The organism is Acinetobacter kookii (genome assembly GCF_900096895.1).
Taxonomy (GTDB): Bacteria; Pseudomonadota; Gammaproteobacteria; order Pseudomonadales; family Moraxellaceae; genus Acinetobacter; species Acinetobacter kookii.
The window spans coordinates 916,204-933,404 of record NZ_FMYO01000001.1; the positions used below are offsets into that span (position 1 = coordinate 916,204).

Below are 17,201 nucleotides of genomic sequence, written 5' to 3' on the forward strand. Positions count from 1 at the left end.
TTCCTTTTATCCAGCTACGCGTAATGGGTGCTGCCGAGTTTTATGTGCATATCCCTGCACTGCTTTCTTCGCTAAATATATACTAGTTCTATAGCGGTCTTCACCATAAATACGATACATATTTTCTAAAATTTGTAAAATTGTGTAATATCCAATTTTATCTGCCCATTCGAATGGACCACAAGGATAATTCACGCCATATTTCATAGCAGAATCAATATCTTGTTCTGATGCGATATCATGCAGTACCGCTTCACAGGCTTCATTCACCAACATGGCAATACTACGTATAACATAAAGACCGGGATGATCCTTAGACCAAATAGGTATCATATCCATACCTATGAGGAATAGCTCCACTGCCTGGCGTTGTTCAGCACTACATGCTGGTGATGCAACGACTGGAATCGATTGGGCATTTTCCCAATCTGCATGCCAATCCATCAACACCACAGGCTCATGCGGATAAGCCAGTTCAACCGACTCGCCGAGCGATAATCGCAGGGAAAGATCACCAATCAGGATTTCATTCTGTTCTGCCGCCTGAAAACTCAGCTCCACATGAGAGGCCTGTTTTAAACGTTCAATCAGTGCTGCTGAATGCAGCCATTCACCTTTTATCGTGACTTTGAGCTTATTCAGCGACTTGGCATAACACACTGGCAATTCATATACAGGTGCAGGCTGGGACTGCGTATAATCATAAAAACCCTGACCGGACTTGCGGCCATAACAGCCGGCATCGACCAGCTCTTTTTGAATCAAGGATGGGCGGTAGCGTGGCTCATAGAAAAATTCCTGATAGACACTTTGTGTGACCGAGAAATTCACATCCTGACCAATCAGGTCGGTGAGTTCACACGGTCCCATGGCAAAACGGCCACATTCGCGCATGATGTAATCGAGCTGTTCGGGTGTGGTGGCATTTTCCTGCAAGGCACGAAAGGCTTCGGCATAATAAGGCCGCGCGACACGATTGACGATAAAACCGGGTGTCGATTTGGCTCGTACCGGAACCTTGTTCCAGTGCTTCATTAGATCAAATACAGCATCGGCAATGACTGCTGAAGTTTTCAGTCCGCGGATAATCTCGACCAGTTTCATCACTGGGGCCGGATTAAAAAAATGCAGGCCAATCACTCGCTCGGGATGTGGAATCGCCGAGGCAATTGCGGTAATGGAAATTGAAGAAGTATTAGACGCAAAAATCGTCTGTTCCGGGCAAATGGCAGCCAGCTGTTGAAACAGGTTTTGCTTCACTTCTTTCTTTTCAACAATGGCTTCAATAATCAAGCCCGCATCGGCAAGCTGCTGAATGTCCTCTGCCATGATCAGATTGGCGAAGGTGCTTTCCAGCAATTGCTGGGTCATTTTTCCATTCTGTACGCGCTTGCTGAGCTGCGCCTCTAAAGCAGTTAAGGCACTCTGAACTTTGCTGCTATCGAGATCAAACACATAGGTCGGATGCCCGTGCATGGCGGCCAATTGTGCAATGCCAATTCCCATGGTTCCCGCACCGACCACAGCAACTTTGACTTGTTCCAAATTGATCTGTTGCATGATTTAGCATCCTTTATATTCAGGGGTACGCTTCTGCATAAAGGCTTGTACACCTTCTTTATAATCGCTTGAACGTCCAGCTAAACGTTGCAGGTCACGTTCCAGAATGAGCTGCTCATCCAGATTATTGTCGGCTGCGGCATGAATGGCCTTTTTGATCAGGGACAGACCATAGGTCGGCTGCTTAGCCAAATGTTCTGCCATTTTGCTGACTTCTGCCTTTAACTGGTCATCTTCAACTACTTGCCAGATCATGCCGAGTTGTACTGCGCGCTCAGCCGGAATTTTATCGCCGAGCATGGCAAGGCCCATTGCCTGAGCACGCCCAACCAGACGCGGCAAGAACCAGGTACCGCCTGAATCTGGTACTAAACCTAGACGGCAAAAAGCCTGAATAAAGGAAGCCGATTTTGCTGCCACCACAATGTCACAAGCCAGGGCAATATTGGCACCTGCCCCTGCTGCCACACCATTCACGGCACAAATCACCGGTTTAGGCATTTCGGTAATCAGCTTGATCAAAGGGTTGTAATATTTTTCAATTGACAGGCCTAAGTCCGGTGCATCGGCATTCGGATCGACCACGCGGTCATTCAGATCCTGACCGGCACAAAAACCGCGGCCTTCGGCTGAAATCACCACGGAACGAATCTGGCTGTCTTTGGCCCAAGCCTTGATGACCTTGGAGACTTCCTGATGCATGGTTTCATTAAAGCTGTTGAGCTGTTTTGGACGGTTAAAGGTCAGGTAGCCCACTGCATTTTTTTCTTCAACAATAATTGTTTGATAATCCATTACACACCTCTAAATTCTGGTTTTCTTTTTTCTAAAAATGCATTGATGCCTTCCTGGCGATCTTGGGTTGCAGCCAGCCAGACAAAATGTTGACGCTCGAGCTTCAATCCCTGACTTAAGGTCACTTCATGAATCGACTTTAAGGATTGCTTGATGGCACGAATGGCGAGCGGTGCCTGCTTGGCAATTTTTGCTGCCAGTTCCAGTGCATATTGCACGGTCAGTCCTGCCGGACAGATCTGACTGCTAATGCCATGTTGCAATGCGGTCTGGGCCGAAATCATGTCGCCTGTCATGGCCCAGCGCATGGTCAGTTGCTGCCCGACCAGACGCGCTAAACGCTGTGTTCCACCGGCACCCGGCAACATGCCCAAGCCAATTTCAGGCAAGGCAAACTGGGCATTGTCACCCGTCAAAATCATGTCACCATGCAAGGCCAACTCGAAACCTGCGCCCAAGGCATAACCGTTAACCGCCATGATTAAAGGCTTGGAAAACTCATCAATTTTTTTCCAGAGCAGCGGACGATGATCCTGCTGGATACTGACCACATCGAGCTGCGCCAGTTCATTCAGATCGGCACCAGCCGCGAAACATTGTGGATTACCGGTGATGACCACGGCTTTGACTACAGCATCGGCATCCAGTGCTTGTAAGCAGGCGGCAATGTCTTGCAAGGTGGCATTATTCAAGGCATTGCGTTTTTCCGGGCGGTTTAGCTCGATCAGGACTACGCCCGGTTTCGGGGTACTGGTTTTAATATAGATCATCCTTGAACTCCTGCTGTGCTTAGCAATTGATTCCGTACTTACTCATCAAAACTCAGACGGACATTGGCTGTGGTCGGACGCGCCTGACAGCTCAGCACATAACCTTTCTGGATTTCATCTTCTTCCAGACTGTAGTTGACTGCCATTTCGACCTCACCTTCCAGCACCTTACATTTACAGGTCGCACAGACTCCGCCCTTACATGCATATGGCAAGTCGGCGCCGGCACGCAGTGCCGCATCCAGAATACTGTCATCCTGTTTAGACACTTCAACAATCAGTTCACGACCATCGAGAATGATATTGACCTTTTCTTCACTGCGTTCCTGAATCTGCTGCGCTGTGGCTTTCGGTACCGTACCGGTATTGAAACGTTCGGTATGAATCTTGCCGCGCTGAATACCCCAAGTGGGTAATACGCTTTCTACCGCTGCCATCATCTCTTCCGGACCACAGGCAAAACAGTGGTCGGTGTCGGCTGAAATCAGATTGGCCTGAAACAGCTGCTGCAACTTGTCTGCATCGATACGACCATTAAAGATTTCACTGTCATTCAGTTCACGAGAGAAAATATTCACCAGTTGCAGACGTTCTTTAAATCGGTCTTTCAAGTCCATGATCTGTTCAGAGAACATGGTCTGCTTCCAGGAACGGTTGCCATATACCAGAGTAAAATTCGCTTCCGGCTGGCGGTTCAGTACCGACTTTACAATCGATAAGATTGGGGTAATGCCACTGCCTGCGGCAAAGCCTAGATAGTTTTGACCACCGGCCTTGGCTGCTTTTTGGAAGAACACCCCTTGAGGTGGCATGACTTCCAGTACATCACCGGCTTTTAAATTTGCATTGGCCCAGGTCGAGAACTGGCCCTGATCAATTTTTTTAATCGCAATGCTCATATCTTCCTGAGTATCGCTACAAATGGAGTAACAGCGGCGCAGCTCGCCGTCATCGGTTAAATGGCGAATGGTTAAATGCTGGCCCGGCTGATATTGAAAAGTATCCAACTGTTCTGGTGCGAGATCAAAGGCAATGCAGATTGCCTGCTCGGTTTGTGGCTGCACAGACTTAATGGTTAATGGTATAAATTGGCTCATTTGAAAATCCCTCTTTCTTTTTGGCTATTTCTTTCTTGTGTTCACGTGGTCGCTGGACGCAGCCTTAAATACATTTGAAATAGTCAAAAGGTTCTAAGCAGTCCTGACATTGATATAAGGCTTTACACGCTGTAGAACCAAATTCACTTAATAATTTGCTGTTCTGGCTCTGGCACTGTGGACAGGTAATGCCATCGGTTAAGGCGACATGTGTACCGCATTGATGTGACTGGCCTTGCGGCGGTGCAATTCCATACTGCTGTAACTTGAGTTTGCCGGATTCACTCATCCAGTCTGTGGTCCAGGCTTCAGACAGATCGATAATCACCTTGACCGGTGTCAGCCCTTTGGCTGTAAAAGCCTGGGTAATTTCTGCTTTTAATAAATCGGTGGCCGGACAGCCGCTATAGGTCGGGGTAAGTCGCACCACAATTTCATTCTGTGCATTCAGCTCGACGCCGCGGATCATGCCCAGATCCATCACCGATAACACTGGAATTTCCGGATCAGAAACCTGCTGTAAAACATCCCAACATTCATCTTCTACATGTCGAATCAGATTCATGCGACTCACTCCCTGTGATCTTGCTGAATTACCAGTTCATGTCTGGATATGAGCGCTGCATATATTGCAGTTCCGCCAAGACAAAACCCAAATGTTCCGTATGCAAACCCTGTTTGGCACCACTACGATAAGCCCCTGTTTCTGGCAGGCTTAATTGCAAGCGGGCCAGTTCGGTGGCAATCGTGTCCAGCCACTGTGCTTTTAAACTTTCAATATCAGGAATCAGGCCCTGCTCGACCAGCTGCTTTTCATCCGCAGTCAGCACGAACAGTTCTTCACTAAAACGCCACAGTTGATTCAAGCCTTGCTGGGTTTTTTCATGGGCTTCTGCCGTACCCAGACTTAAGCGTTCCATCCAGGTGGTTGAAAAGCGTAAGTGATATTTCACTTCTTTCAACGACTTCAGCGCGAAAGCCGCAAGGGCCGCATGCTGGCTGTGGCTTAATGCACCAAACAGCAAGGCATGGTAATGATCCATCAACCACTGGCGCACCATGGTCTGGGCAAAATCACCATTCGGCTGTTCGCACAGCAATAAGTTGCGATATTCACGTTCGGTACGGAAATAGGCCAGTTTGTCTTCATCACGGCCCAAGCCTTCCACTTCACCTGCCAGACTTAGTGCAGTACGGGCCTGCCCTAATAAATCCAGTCCAATATTGGCTAGGGCAATATCCAGTTCCAGCTCAGGCGCGTGTCCGCACCACTCTGCCAGACGATGCGACAGGATCAGCTGACTGTCACCCACATGTAAAAGAAATTGTGCCAAAACTTGATTCGTCATGATGTTCACCCTCTCCCTTACATGTGCTCAATGCCAGCAGGAATGTTATAAAATGTTGGATGGCGGTAAACCTTGTCCAGTGACGGATCAAAAAATTCCGGTTTTTCATCGGGTTGTGAAGAAGTAATCAGTTCAGATTTCACCACCCAGATACTGATACCTTCGTTGCGGCGGGTATACACATCACGGGCATTCTGCAAGGCAACTTCATCATCCGGTGCACGCAGGCTGCCAACATGGCGGTGACTCAAACCCTGCTTACTACGCACGAACACTTCATAAAGTGACCAGTTTTTTTTGTTATTCATGAGCTTATTTCCCTATACTGACTAAACTGTTTTAAGCAACTTTCTGTGCTTCTGACTGTTGCTGCTGTTTCTGCGCATACACCGCTGCAGAATCACGCACCCATTTTCCACCCTCCCAGGCTTTGCGACGTGCTTCAATTCTTTCGTGGTTACATGGCCCTTTTCCTGCCAGCACTGCAAAAAATTCGTCCCAGTTCACTGCACCATATTCATAATGACCGGTCGCTTCGTTGAACTTGAGGTCTGGATCCGGCACGCTCAAACCAAGCTGCAAAATTTGTGGAATGGTGTTATCGACAAATTTCTGACGTAGCTCATCGTTACTGAAACGCTTGATTTTCCACTGCATGCTTTGTGCACTGTTCGGCGAATTATCATCGCTCGGACCAAACATCATCAGGGCCGGCCACCAGAAACGGTTCACGGCATCCTGTGCCAGCTGCTTTTGTTCCGGCGTACCATTGGCCAGTTCCATCATGGCTTCAAAACCCTGACGCTGATGGAAACTTTCTTCTTTACAAATCCGGACCATGGCACGTGCATACGGTCCATATGAGGTACGGCACAGTGCCACCTGATTGACAATCGCAGCACCATCCACCAGCCAGCCAATTGCAGCCACGTCGGCCCAGCTCAGGGTTGGATAGTTAAAAATTGAAGAATATTTCATGCGTCCGGCAATCAGCTTATCCATCATGTCGTCACGATCTGCACCCAGCGTTTCTGCGGCGCTATACAGGTACAAGGCATGGCCGGCTTCATCCTGAACCTTGGCCAGCAATACCGCCTTACGTTTCAAGGTCGGAGCCCGGGTAATCCAGTTGCCTTCCGGCAACATGCCCACCACTTCAGAATGTGCATGCTGACCAATCTGACGAATCAGGGTCTTGCGATAGGCATCTGGCATCCAGTCCTTCGGCTCAATAGAAATGTCCTTTTCAATATTCTGATCAAATACTTGTTGTTGCTTATTCATTCTTCCCTCACTTGTCCCAAGTGTTGATACACTCAAATTAAAACGATACATATTTAAAATCAATATATTTTTATTCGTATCATTTAATTTTTTCACTTATTTTTAATAAGATATTGTTTTTAAAATAAATATATTTTTAGTTTTATTGCTAATTATTTTTAAACACAGATTTGTGATTGACATTTGAGTTTTTTAATCACAAATTATGAAACATCAAAATTAAAATACTTGTCAAAACGTATCATAAATGGAGTTTTACCATGTTAGAGTTAGATAGCAGCTCAAGCGTAACGGATTATCAGGATACCGGGACACAGCACAATCCTAATTTGATCAAGAGCTTAAGCTCTCTGGTGTATGGTCAGGAATATACAGCTGAAGCGGATTTACGTACCGTTTATCATGCCATTAGCGGTGAAGCGGTTTACCAGGTCGGCAGTCAGGGCATCGATACCCAGGCCGTGCTGAACTATGCCAAACAAAAAGGTGCGACTATTGCCAGCTGGACGTTTCATCAACGTGCCAATGCACTGAAACAAGTGGCACAGTATTTGATGGAACGTAAAGAAGAGTTTTACCAGCTGGCGACCGCAACCGGCTGTACCCGCAAAGATGCCTGGATTGATATTGAAGGCGGCATCGGCACCTTATACGCCTATTCCAGTCTGGTGCGCCGTGAACTCAGCGATGAAACAGCCTGGGCCGAAGATGCCTGGATTCCACTGTCCAAGCAGGGAACCTTTGGTGCCAAACATATTCTGAGTCCCAAAGCCGGTGTTGCCCTGCATATCAATGCCTTTAACTTTCCGATCTGGGGCATGCTGGAAAAAATTGCACCATCACTGCTGGCGGGCGTGCCCTGTATTGTCAAACCGGCAACTGAAGGTGCCCAGCTAACCCATGCAGTGGTTAAAGCCATTCATGCCAGCGGTTTCCTTCCGGAAGGCTCATTACAGCTTATCTGCGGTCAGATCTATGATTTATTTTATCATTTAACCCCTCAAGATACCGTGACCTTCACCGGTTCCGCTTCTACCGGACAAAAACTGCGTGCCCATCCACATTTAAATGCCTACTCGATTCCATTCACCATGGAAGCAGATTCGCTGAACAGTGCGATTTTGACGGCACAAGCCAATGACGAAACGATTGATTTATTTGTCCGTGAAGTGTTCCGTGAAATGACCACCAAAGCCGGACAAAAATGTACTGCTATTCGCCGCGCTTTTATTCCGGCTGCACTTCTGGACACGGTTCAAGCACGTCTGATTGAAAAGCTGAAAAAAGTGGTGGTGGGCGATCCTTCCAAGGAAGGCGTCAGCATGGGTGCTTTAGCCAGCCTAAAACAGAAACAGGATGTCGCGGCAAAGGTTGAACAACTGAGTCAGGATGCAGACATTGTGTTTGGTAGCCACCTCCGTCAAGACTTTGTTCTGCAAGTGGACCATCCTGAAAAATCTGCCTGCTACCCACCCACCGTATTAGTCTGCAACAATCCGACTGAAGCACAGTCTATTCACCAGCTAGAAGCCTTTGGCCCAGTCGTGACCTTGATGCCATATCAAGATCTGGCTGAACTTGCCAATCTGGTCGCGCGTGGTGAAGGCAGTCTGGTGGCATCGATTGTACGCAATAGCGATGAAAACATTGAACAACTGCTGAGCAAAATTGCACCTTGGCATGGTCGTGTCCATATTCTGGATGCAGAAAGTGCCAAGGAAAGCACCGGGCATGGTTCTCCCTTACCCCTGCTGGTGCATGGCGGCCCGGGGCGTGCAGGTGGCGGTGAAGAACTCGGTGGCTTGCGTGCTGTCAAACACTATATGCAACGCACGGCCATTCAAGGTTCACCCAATGTCATGACCCAAGTCGGACATAGCTGGACGGCAGGTGCACAGGTGTTTGAAGACCGCGTCCATCCATTCAAAAAATCCTTTGATGAACTGCGGATTGGTGAGCGTCTGTTGACGGCACGACGAACCGTAACTGAAGCCGATCTGGTCAATTTCGCTTGCCTGAGTGGCGATTATTTCTATGCACATATGGACAAGATCGCTGCTGCCGAATCCCTGTTTGGTGAACGTGTCGCGCATGGTTATTTTGTGGTTTCGGCCGCAGCGGGACTCTTTGTTGAAGCTGCACCAGGGCCGGTGATTGCCAACTATGGCATGGATAACTTGCGCTTTGTCGAGCCAGTCAAGATTGGGGATACACTGCAAGTCGAACTGACCTGCAAGCAGAAAACCCCGAAAATGCTGCGTGATCCGGCGCAAAAGCCACATGGCGTCGTGGTTTGGGACATTAAAGTCAAAAACCAGCGCAATGAACTGGTCGCAACTTACGATATTTTGACCCTGGTTGAACGCGAAAGTTAATTTCAAAACCCTCAAAAAGGAATCAATACGATTCCTTTTTTTTATTAATAAAAATTATTTATATCTTTTATTTGAAATTGATTGACGCCATCAGATTTAAACTCTAGATTAGAAAATACGATACATAATAAAAATAATATCAAAATCAAAAGTATCAAAAAAAACCTCAAACAATCGCACAGGATGTTGCATGATGAATGATAAATCGCTGGAAATAGACCTGGTTGAAAGAACCCTTCAACCCGAAAACCAAAGTTTTGAACCCACACCTACAGAAACCGTTTCGCCTGCTTCTGAACAGACACAGCCGCCAAAAGAAAGTAGTTCCTATCAATGGTATGTAGTGGTAATTTGTATGCTGGCCTACATTCTTTCATTTGTAGACCGTCAAATCTTATCCTTGATGATTGAGCCGATTAAAGCCGATTTGATGCTCAGTGATACCCAGTTCAGCCTGTTACAGGGTCTGGCCTTCTCCTTATTTTATGCTTTTATGGGCGTACCGATTGCTGCACTGGCTGATAAAAAATCACGGATTAAAATCATCTCGGTCGGCATTGCCTTCTGGAGTCTGGCAACTGCCGCTTGTGGTTTAAGTAAGAACTTCATCCAAATGTTTCTGGCGCGCCTCAGTGTCGGCGCAGGTGAAGCAGCCCTGTCTCCTGCCTTTTACTCGATTGTTGCCGATTTATTCCCGAAAGAAAAAATAGGCCGTGCTCTGGGTGTGTATGCCATTGGTGCCTTTATTGGTTCAGGCCTGGCTTTCCTGATTGGTGGCTATGTGATTGGACTGTTAAAGGATGTCAGTTTTGTGGCTTTACCGCTTATTGGCGAAATCAAAACCTGGCAGCTGACCTTTATGATTGTCGGCTTACCCGGTGTGTTACTGGCACTCTTGATGATTCTGACCGTGCGTGAACCTGCTCGTAAAGGTTTAAAAGTCGGTCAGGATGGCAAAGTCATGAAAGCCTCTTTCAAGAACTCGATTGCCTTTATCAAGATGCATAGAAAAACCTTTTTCTGTCACTTTATCGGTTTTTCCTTCTACACCATGATGCTGTATTCACTACTGGGCTGGGCACCGGCCTATTACATGCGTAACTTCGGCCTGGATGCAAGCCAGACCGGTTATATTCTGGGTTTGATTATCCTGATTGCCAACACTTCGGGTGCTTTATTCTGCGGCTGGCTGATCGACTTCTTTTCCAAGCGTGGTTATAGCGATGCGGCGATCCGTAGCGGTGCAATTGGCTGTGCAGCATTGATTGTCCCGAGCGTACTGTTTACTCAGGTCGATAATATGCAGCTTTCCTTCGCGCTGATTTTTGTTGCCATGTTCTTCTCAACCTTCCCGATTCCAGCCTCTGCAGCAGCAACCCAAATGCTGACCCCGAATCAGTTGCGTGCTCAGGTATCGGCAAAATTCTTGTTAATTTCCAACTTGATTGCGCTCGGGATCGGAACCACAGCGGTGGCTTTAATTACCGATAAATATTTTCAGAACACGGTGATGGTCGGTAATTCTATTTCCATCGTCAATGCGGTTGCCGGTGTGATTGGGACCTTCTTATTATATAAAGGCTGTCAATATTACCGCGACAGTATCAAGCTGGAAAAGCAGGCGAATCAACACAATGCTTAAAGACCGAACCCTGACCTTGAGCTAAATTTTTAAAAGGCCTTCAAGCAAACGTTTGAAGGTCTTTTATCTGCAACCCAACCATTCAATAAGGTATGTCCAATCAATCTATTCCCACTCCAGCCTAGACAGCATGCCTAAAAAAACGTATAACACCGTTTTTCATTTAACAGGTGTCCGACGTTGAAACTTGTGCTTGCACCCATGGAAGGCTTAACAGACCCCATTATGCGCGATGTACTTACATCCGTAGGGAGCTTTGACTGGTGTGTAACCGAGTTTATTCGTGTCACCGATTCAGTACTTCCCGATCATGTCTATCATAATTACTGCCCGGAACTCCTCAATGATGGTAAAACCGCTGCTGGTACACCTGTGCATGTACAGTTTTTAGGAAATAACCCGGAAATGCTGGCAGCCAATGCCATTCGTGCCGTGGAACTCGGGGCTCCTGCGATTGATATGAATTTCGGTTGCCCTGCAAAAACGGTTAATCGTCACCGTGGCGGTTCAGTGCTGCTGGATGAACCCGAAGTGGTACATCTGCTGGTCAAAGCGGTTCGGGATGCTGTACCCAGTCATATTCCAGTTTCAGCCAAAATGCGCCTAGGCTATATGGACCGTAACTATACCCTGGAAAATGCCCATGCCATTGAAGATGCGGGTGCGGCCTGGGTCACTGTGCATGCCCGCACCAAAGCAGAAGGTTATACTCCACCGGCTTTCTGGGATCAACTGCAACCGATTCGTGAAGCCTTAAACATCAATGTCATTGCCAATGGTGAAATCTGGACCAATACAGATGCCAAGCAATGCCAGCTTGAGTCTGGCTGTGAAGACCTGATGATTGGCCGGGCTGCTGTAACCACACCGGATATCACCCAATGTATCCGTCAAAATACTGATGAAGCCTTGATCACCTGGAATGAATTATTGGCTCTGCAAATTCGCTTCCTGAATGGTCCCTATAAAAAAGAAGTGAATATGATAGGACGCTATAAACAGTGGCTGGGCATGATGTCGAAGCATTATCCCGAAGCCAAAGCATTGTGGAATGAGGTCAAACGCATTAAAGCCTTGGCTGAAATCATTGAAAAATTAAATGCGTCCAAGCATTAAAGTCAAAAGCCTTTGAATGTTCCAAGGCTTTTTTATTCAGCCATTTCCTTTACGCTGTTTTAGATTTTCCACATGCATTCGACTGGTTTTCCAGGACTTCTCTAACACTTCTTTTTCAATCCGTAATTGAATCCGTTTCAGTTTCATCGCAGGAATGACTTCCTCCTGAAAACCTTTGACATAATCTGTCCACGCAGCACCGCGAAACACATTACTTGGCATGGCTGTTTTAAATTCACTTTCTGGCATAAAAACAATCACCGAATGTAAATGCTGCGGTTCAAGAATGTCGGAGAGTACATCTTCGAGTACTTTCATGTGTTTATAATTCTGATGCAATGGATTTTGAAATTTATAGCTCTTTTTATAAATTTTTTGCGTCCACATTTTTTGACGTTCACCGCCAAAAATCCAGCCGGTATAATTTTTGGTTTCAATCACAAAAATCCCAAAAGGACTTAGCAGAATATGATCAATTTGCGTCGTCCCTGCCTGTTCATCTGGCAAAGTGCAATCATTTAATAAAATGTAACGCGGGTCTTTTAAATAGAGTTTGACGTGTACAGCTACCGCGAGCTCCCCTACTTTGCCTTTAATGAAGGGTTTAAGGGCTTTGAAAATCCCTATGGCAATAAAAGCAAGAATAATCCACCAAAAGCTTGACCCAAGTTGTACAACTATCTGACTCAACATTTTATTGATCTTTATTTTTAATAAGACTTTATAATTTAAACAATTTTCTCTAATTTTAACAGAATTTCTTTATTGTCTAGCCCACCGGCAAAACCGACCAGTTTACCGTTTGCACCCACCACACGATGACACGGCGCAATAATGGAAATCGGGTTTTTCCCGTTAGCTGCGCCCACTGCACGTACCGCTTTGACGTTACCGACTTGCTCGGCAATATCACGGTAACTGCGGGTTTCGCCAAAGGGAATGGTCAGCAAGGCTTGCCAGACTTTCTGCTGAAATTCAGTCCCTTCAAAATCTAGAGGCAAATCAAATTGCTGCCGTTTTCCAGCAAAATATTCGCTTAACTGTTTTTGGGTTTCCAATAAAATTGGATGATGTGTCTGTTCAATCAGTTCGGCTAAACGTACCCGTTTGGGATTTTCATTTTCCCAAAGTACCGCCACCAAAGCCGTGTCATTGGCGACCAGTTTTAAGGTACCCACAGGAGAAGCCATTTCCATAAATGCCAGTTTCATTGTCTTCTCCTATAGTGCATTAAATAAGCGATATAATAAGGAAGAGTGGTTATGATGATGATAGTTTCATCAATACCAATCCAGAAATAATCAGTACCGCGGCGAGCATGCGCATGGCCGATGCAGGCTCACCCAAAATAAATACCCCGACCAGAAAAGAACCCACTGCACCAATTCCGGTCCAAATGGTATAGGCGGTACCCAACGGCAAGGTTCGCATGGCATAAGCCAGTAAAGCAAAACTTAACACCATAAAAACCAGAGTAATGATACTCGGGGTGAGACGGGTGAAACCTTCTGACAGTTTCATGGCATAGGCCCAGACAATTTCAAAAATACCCGCTAAAACCAGAACGATCCAAGCCATGACGACGATGCTCCATTTGATCAGAGTCAGGTCGTCCTGACGAATTTTCTTCCTGCAACAACCCATTTGGTTGCACCAAGGGAGGTCGTTCCTCCTGTCATTGATCGATAATTATATAAATAATTGAGGGAACTGGGTGCATGTTTTACATTTTTTGACCAATTGCTCACTTTAAAAGTGCAAATAAAAATACGACTGGCCTCAACCAGTCGTATTTTTTGGAGCCATGAGTGGGATTAAAATTTAAAACGTATCCCTGCACCATATAGCCATTCTTGATCAGATGCTGATTCCGCTTGCCAAGCAGTCTGCTCACGCCCCTGTTTGTATCCATAGGCCACATCAATAAAAGGCATGACCTTTTTATTGATTTCATAACGGGTTTCCAGCCCCAATTGTGCCGTGCTTAAACCGGTTTTTTGCGCATAGCTGGAGTCATCACTCAACACCACATTCAAGTCCAGATAAGGCTTAACAATCAATTTTTGCGTCAGCAGCACATCGCGTTCGGTTTCCAGGCTCAAAGAAGTTTGATTATCCTGCCCGACATAGAGATAGGCATTGGTTTCAAAGAAATACGGTGCCAGCCCATGCACCCCAATCACGGCATCGACCTGATCCTGATCGACTTCCCGATTCTGGTCATTGCGATAGCGTAAACCGGCCTGTACATCCCAAAAATCGGCAACATTACGACTGTACAACACTTTGGCATCATATTCCGCTTGCTCTGACTCAGCATCATCAGCATGGACTTTGATAAAAATCTTGTTTTCATCTGTCCCGATACGGGTTTCCAGCTCCGACTTGAGAATCCCTTCTCCATCGTTATTGCGTAACCAGCGACTTTCAAGCGTGGTTTGCTGATAAATCTGCCCGCCATGCTCCTGGATATGCTCGGCAGATGCAGCATCATTCGAGTTCACATTTTCATCTTGAACAGCAATTACGGGTTTTGCTTTAACAGGTGTTTGGTCTGTCGTTGACACGACATGATGTTGTGAATGATCCACCGGTATTGCATTTTGTGCTGACGTCTGCGCTTCCGCCATCGGCATGGTTTGATGACTTGGCTGTGCAAAACTTTGCCCAGATAACAATAAGCATGAGGCACTCAATGTGCCCATTACAAAGTGATTAATGATGCGCATGTGAGTCTCCTTGCTCAACTTGAGCCGGTGTAGCAGGTGAAGCGAGCGTTTTATTTCCGTCGACATTGGCCACTACCAGTTTGCTCATCATACCCGATGACATGTGATAAAGCAGATGGCAATGAATTGCCCATTCTCCTAATTCGTCCGCGGTCAGTAATGCGGTTACCGTTTTACCCGGCGGCACAATCAGAGTGTGTTTATTCGGCATATTTGCGCTACTTTGCCCATTTTCCAGCTGCATAAACATGCCATGCAGATGCATCGGATGCGCCATCATGCTGTCATTGATAAATTTCAGGCGGATACGTTCGCCATATTTCACCTGTAGCGGTTTCACTTCGGTAAATTTCTTGCCATTGATGGTCCAGATATAACGCTCCATGTTGCCGCCCAAACGCACTTCCAGTTCACGCTCCGCCGGACGGGTATCGGGCTGTGGAGTGAGTGATTTCAAGTCGCCATATTGCAGCGCCTTATGCCCTGTGGGTGTGGATGCATTGGCCCAGCCGTAAACCACGGCTGCCTTCTTATCTGAAGCGGGTTGTGCTGTACGATGCGTTGTATGGCTTTGCTCGTGCTGCTGATCAGACTCAGGCTGTGCGGATGGCTGAGTCGCATGTTGCGAATGCTCCTGCATGGCTGCATGATTCATTTGAGTATGATCCATGCTCTGATGATCCAGTGCAGCCATGTCATGTTTCATTGACGAATGATTCATCTTTGAATGATCCATCATTTGATGTTTCATTGCGCCTGGACTATGTGAATCTGCACTGGCTGGATTTGTACTACTCTGACCATCATCCATCTGGGCATGGTTGGCATGATCACTGGATGCAGAACCGTGCCCCATATCTTCCATGGTCAGTAATGCACGTGGACGTGGTTTCGGCATGTGAATCGCATGCGTCACTGGAGAATTTTCATTATGCAATGTCCCAATGGCAAACCCGCTCCGGTCAATCGACTCGGCTTCAATCTGATAATGATTGGCTTTCGGTTCCACAATCACATCATAGGTTTCTGCAGTGCCTATGCGAAATTCATCTACAGGTACCGGTTGCACGGGCTGGCCATCGGCACTGACCACTGTCATCTTCAAGTCTGGAATACGCACGTCATAAAAAGACATGGCTGAAGCATTGATAAAACGCAAGCGGACTTTTTCATTTGGCTTGAACATGCCGGTCCAGTTTTGTTCCGGCGTTTTGCCATTGATCAGGAAGGTATAACCGGTGACATCGGACAAATCGGTTTTCAGCATGCGCATCTGATTCCACATGGAACGATCTTGCCAGGTACTTTTGAGTCCATCACGCTTGACCTGCTTCAACACGTCGGCCACAGTTTCACGCCGATTTTGATAGTATTCAGCCGACTTTTTCAGGTTCTTCTGAATCTGGTCACTGCTGGACTGATGAAAATCGGACAGCATTACCACATAATCACGATCAGTTTTTTCATGTGCTGCTAGCGGCTTTTTCCCTTTGGGATAAATCACCAGAGCGCCATATAAACCGTCCTGTTCCTGTCCTTTGGAATGCGCGTGATACCAGTAGGTGCCGTTTTGACGCACCTTGAAACGGTAGACAAAATCAGCTTGCGGTTTAATCCCTTTAAACTGGTTAAAACCCGGTACACCATCCATCAATCCTGGCAGCAATAAACCATGCCAATGAATGGAACTATCCTTGTTTTTCAGATTGTTATGCACATGAATAACGGCATCATCACCTTCTTCAAATTCCAGAAGAGGTGCAGGAAATTGACCATTTACGGTAATCCGTTTTAAGGGCTTGCCGGTCACATTGACCATCTGTTCATCAATGTTGAGATGATATTCCTTGACCGCGGCAAATGCCCACGATGATGAGACCAAACACACCCCGATCACGAGGCTTCGACTTAATTGAATAGACATAACTTTACCTATAATTTAAAAATAAAAAGTTTTTTTAAATCACGGTAAAGCTTTAGGGGGACGCAGGATTTTCTGCCAGAAACCGCTTAAATGCTGGGCAGAATAAGTAAAATTGGGCTGTGGATGTTCGGGAACAGGATTTAAATGGGCAAAACTCGGACTTTGCGCATCCAGCCAGCTGCCCAGACTTTGACAATGCAACTGTATGCAATCATTACAGCTGAAATGCTGCTGTTGATCGCTCATGCCCTGATGACAATCCAGATCATGGGACAGGTTTACCTGTTCGACAGGATGCTGCTGCATGTGCGGTTGAGTATTGACTGAATCATGGCAACCTGACATGGCCGTCATGGGCATTTTATCTTCATGCTGAATCGCCAATTCACTCATCATTTGCTGATGCATCGGCTGTTCAAATGCCAAGACAGCATTGCTCCACCCGATAGCAAAAACCATCAGGAACACAAACCAAGCCTGTTTGCGTAATGAAGTGAGCACAGTATTGTCCTTAGCCAATCTAGAATAAAAGATAAATCATGTTCTTTTGATTTCAGTCT

At 46.5% G+C, this 17,201-nt stretch carries 17 protein-coding genes; 3 read left to right on the forward strand and 14 right to left on the reverse strand.

Annotated elements, in window-relative coordinates; genetic code table 11:
• Nucleotides 1-6: 6 nt before the first annotated feature.
• The 8 genes from BLP85_RS04415 to paaA all read right to left on the reverse strand — a co-directional run bounded on the left by BLP85_RS04415 (nt 7) and on the right by paaA (nt 6,855).
• Entirely contained in the window at nt 7-1,560 is a 1,554-nt protein-coding gene (locus tag BLP85_RS04415) for a 3-hydroxyacyl-CoA dehydrogenase (RefSeq protein ID WP_092818897.1), read from the reverse strand.
• Between the two features lie 3 nt (nt 1,561-1,563).
• A complete protein-coding gene (paaG, locus tag BLP85_RS04420) occupies nt 1,564-2,355 on the reverse strand; it encodes a 2-(1,2-epoxy-1,2-dihydrophenyl)acetyl-CoA isomerase PaaG (RefSeq protein WP_092818898.1) in 792 nt (263 codons plus the stop codon).
• Complete coding sequence (locus BLP85_RS04425) at nt 2,355-3,125, reverse strand: enoyl-CoA hydratase-related protein (RefSeq protein WP_092818899.1); 771 nt, start codon at nt 3,123-3,125, stop codon at nt 2,355-2,357. The genes paaG and BLP85_RS04425 overlap by 1 nt, the downstream gene beginning before the upstream one ends.
• Nucleotides 3,126-3,163: 38 nt before the next feature.
• Nucleotides 3,164-4,222, reverse strand: coding sequence for a 1,2-phenylacetyl-CoA epoxidase subunit PaaE (gene paaE / locus BLP85_RS04430; RefSeq protein WP_092818900.1), 1,059 nt, complete (start codon nt 4,220-4,222; stop codon nt 3,164-3,166).
• Nucleotides 4,223-4,286: 64 nt separating this feature from the next.
• Nucleotides 4,287-4,787, reverse strand: coding sequence for a 1,2-phenylacetyl-CoA epoxidase subunit PaaD (paaD, locus tag BLP85_RS04435; RefSeq protein WP_092818901.1), 501 nt, complete (start codon nt 4,785-4,787; stop codon nt 4,287-4,289).
• Between the two features lie 28 nt (nt 4,788-4,815).
• Nucleotides 4,816-5,571, reverse strand: a complete 756-nt coding sequence (paaC, locus tag BLP85_RS04440; RefSeq protein WP_092818902.1) for a 1,2-phenylacetyl-CoA epoxidase subunit PaaC — start codon at nt 5,569-5,571, stop codon at nt 4,816-4,818.
• Between the two features lie 17 nt (nt 5,572-5,588).
• Nucleotides 5,589-5,879: a 1,2-phenylacetyl-CoA epoxidase subunit PaaB gene (paaB, locus tag BLP85_RS04445; protein ID WP_092818903.1), complete on the reverse strand. Its 291-nt coding sequence runs from the start codon at nt 5,877-5,879 to the stop codon at nt 5,589-5,591.
• Nucleotides 5,880-5,910: 31 nt separating this feature from the next.
• On the reverse strand, nt 5,911-6,855 hold the full coding sequence (paaA, locus tag BLP85_RS04450; RefSeq protein ID WP_092818904.1) for a 1,2-phenylacetyl-CoA epoxidase subunit PaaA: 945 nt from the start codon (nt 6,853-6,855) through the stop codon (nt 5,911-5,913).
• 260 nt (nt 6,856-7,115) lie between these two features.
• On the opposite strand from paaA, the gene paaZ reads away from it, so the two are divergent.
• The 3 genes from paaZ (at nt 7,116) to BLP85_RS04465 (ending at nt 11,988) form a co-directional block, all read left to right on the forward strand.
• Nucleotides 7,116-9,230: a phenylacetic acid degradation bifunctional protein PaaZ gene (gene paaZ, locus BLP85_RS04455; protein ID WP_092818905.1), complete on the forward strand. Its 2,115-nt coding sequence runs from the start codon at nt 7,116-7,118 to the stop codon at nt 9,228-9,230.
• A gap of 190 nt (nt 9,231-9,420) precedes the next feature.
• Complete coding sequence (locus tag BLP85_RS04460; protein WP_092818906.1) at nt 9,421-10,872, forward strand: spinster family MFS transporter; 1,452 nt, start codon at nt 9,421-9,423, stop codon at nt 10,870-10,872.
• 180 nt (nt 10,873-11,052) lie between these two features.
• A complete protein-coding gene (locus tag BLP85_RS04465; RefSeq protein ID WP_092818907.1) occupies nt 11,053-11,988 on the forward strand; it encodes a tRNA dihydrouridine synthase in 936 nt (311 codons plus the stop codon).
• A 36-nt stretch (nt 11,989-12,024) separates the two neighbouring features.
• Here BLP85_RS04465 and BLP85_RS04470 read toward each other — a convergent pair whose 3' ends face one another.
• The 6 genes from BLP85_RS04470 to BLP85_RS04495 all read right to left on the reverse strand — a co-directional run bounded on the left by BLP85_RS04470 (nt 12,025) and on the right by BLP85_RS04495 (nt 17,142).
• Nucleotides 12,025-12,681: a nuclease-related domain-containing protein gene (locus BLP85_RS04470; protein ID WP_092818908.1), complete on the reverse strand. Its 657-nt coding sequence runs from the start codon at nt 12,679-12,681 to the stop codon at nt 12,025-12,027.
• Between the two features lie 35 nt (nt 12,682-12,716).
• Entirely contained in the window at nt 12,717-13,199 is a 483-nt protein-coding gene (locus BLP85_RS04475) for a methylated-DNA--[protein]-cysteine S-methyltransferase (RefSeq protein WP_092818909.1), read from the reverse strand.
• Nucleotides 13,200-13,248: 49 nt separating this feature from the next.
• Nucleotides 13,249-13,566: a quaternary ammonium compound efflux SMR transporter SugE gene (gene sugE / locus BLP85_RS04480; protein ID WP_092818910.1), complete on the reverse strand. Its 318-nt coding sequence runs from the start codon at nt 13,564-13,566 to the stop codon at nt 13,249-13,251.
• A gap of 236 nt (nt 13,567-13,802) precedes the next feature.
• Nucleotides 13,803-14,717 carry a copper resistance protein B gene (locus tag BLP85_RS04485; protein ID WP_092818911.1) on the reverse strand — a complete coding sequence of 305 codons (915 nt, stop codon included), beginning with the start codon at nt 14,715-14,717 and terminating at the stop codon, nt 13,803-13,805.
• Nucleotides 14,704-16,641: a copper resistance system multicopper oxidase gene (locus BLP85_RS04490; RefSeq protein WP_092818912.1), complete on the reverse strand. Its 1,938-nt coding sequence runs from the start codon at nt 16,639-16,641 to the stop codon at nt 14,704-14,706. Before BLP85_RS04490 ends, BLP85_RS04485 begins: the two co-directional genes overlap by 14 nt.
• 39 nt (nt 16,642-16,680) lie before the next feature.
• A complete protein-coding gene (locus tag BLP85_RS04495; RefSeq protein ID WP_092818913.1) occupies nt 16,681-17,142 on the reverse strand; it encodes a hypothetical protein in 462 nt (153 codons plus the stop codon).
• Nucleotides 17,143-17,201 lie beyond the last annotated feature (59 nt).

Coding starts and splice junctions, on each gene's coding strand:
- BLP85_RS04415 (WP_092818897.1), bottom strand. CDS start 1,560: ATGCAACAGATCAATTTGGAACAAGTCAAAGTTGCTGTGGTCGGTGCG.
- paaG (WP_092818898.1), bottom strand. CDS start 2,355: ATGGATTATCAAACAATTATTGTTGAAGAAAAAAATGCAGTGGGCTAC.
- BLP85_RS04425 (WP_092818899.1), bottom strand. CDS start 3,125: ATGATCTATATTAAAACCAGTACCCCGAAACCGGGCGTAGTCCTGATC.
- paaE (WP_092818900.1), bottom strand. CDS start 4,222: ATGAGCCAATTTATACCATTAACCATTAAGTCTGTGCAGCCACAAACC.
- paaD (WP_092818901.1), bottom strand. CDS start 4,787: ATGAATCTGATTCGACATGTAGAAGATGAATGTTGGGATGTTTTACAG.
- paaC (WP_092818902.1), bottom strand. CDS start 5,571: ATGACGAATCAAGTTTTGGCACAATTTCTTTTACATGTGGGTGACAGT.
- paaB (WP_092818903.1), bottom strand. CDS start 5,879: ATGAATAACAAAAAAAACTGGTCACTTTATGAAGTGTTCGTGCGTAGT.
- paaA (WP_092818904.1), bottom strand. CDS start 6,855: ATGAATAAGCAACAACAAGTATTTGATCAGAATATTGAAAAGGACATT.
- paaZ (WP_092818905.1), top strand. CDS start 7,116: ATGTTAGAGTTAGATAGCAGCTCAAGCGTAACGGATTATCAGGATACC.
- BLP85_RS04460 (WP_092818906.1), top strand. CDS start 9,421: ATGATGAATGATAAATCGCTGGAAATAGACCTGGTTGAAAGAACCCTT.
- BLP85_RS04470 (WP_092818908.1), bottom strand. CDS start 12,681: ATGTTGAGTCAGATAGTTGTACAACTTGGGTCAAGCTTTTGGTGGATT.
- BLP85_RS04475 (WP_092818909.1), bottom strand. CDS start 13,199: ATGAAACTGGCATTTATGGAAATGGCTTCTCCTGTGGGTACCTTAAAA.
- sugE (WP_092818910.1), bottom strand. CDS start 13,566: ATGGCTTGGATCGTTCTGGTTTTAGCGGGTATTTTTGAAATTGTCTGG.
- BLP85_RS04485 (WP_092818911.1), bottom strand. CDS start 14,717: ATGCGCATCATTAATCACTTTGTAATGGGCACATTGAGTGCCTCATGC.
- BLP85_RS04490 (WP_092818912.1), bottom strand. CDS start 16,641: ATGTCTATTCAATTAAGTCGAAGCCTCGTGATCGGGGTGTGTTTGGTC.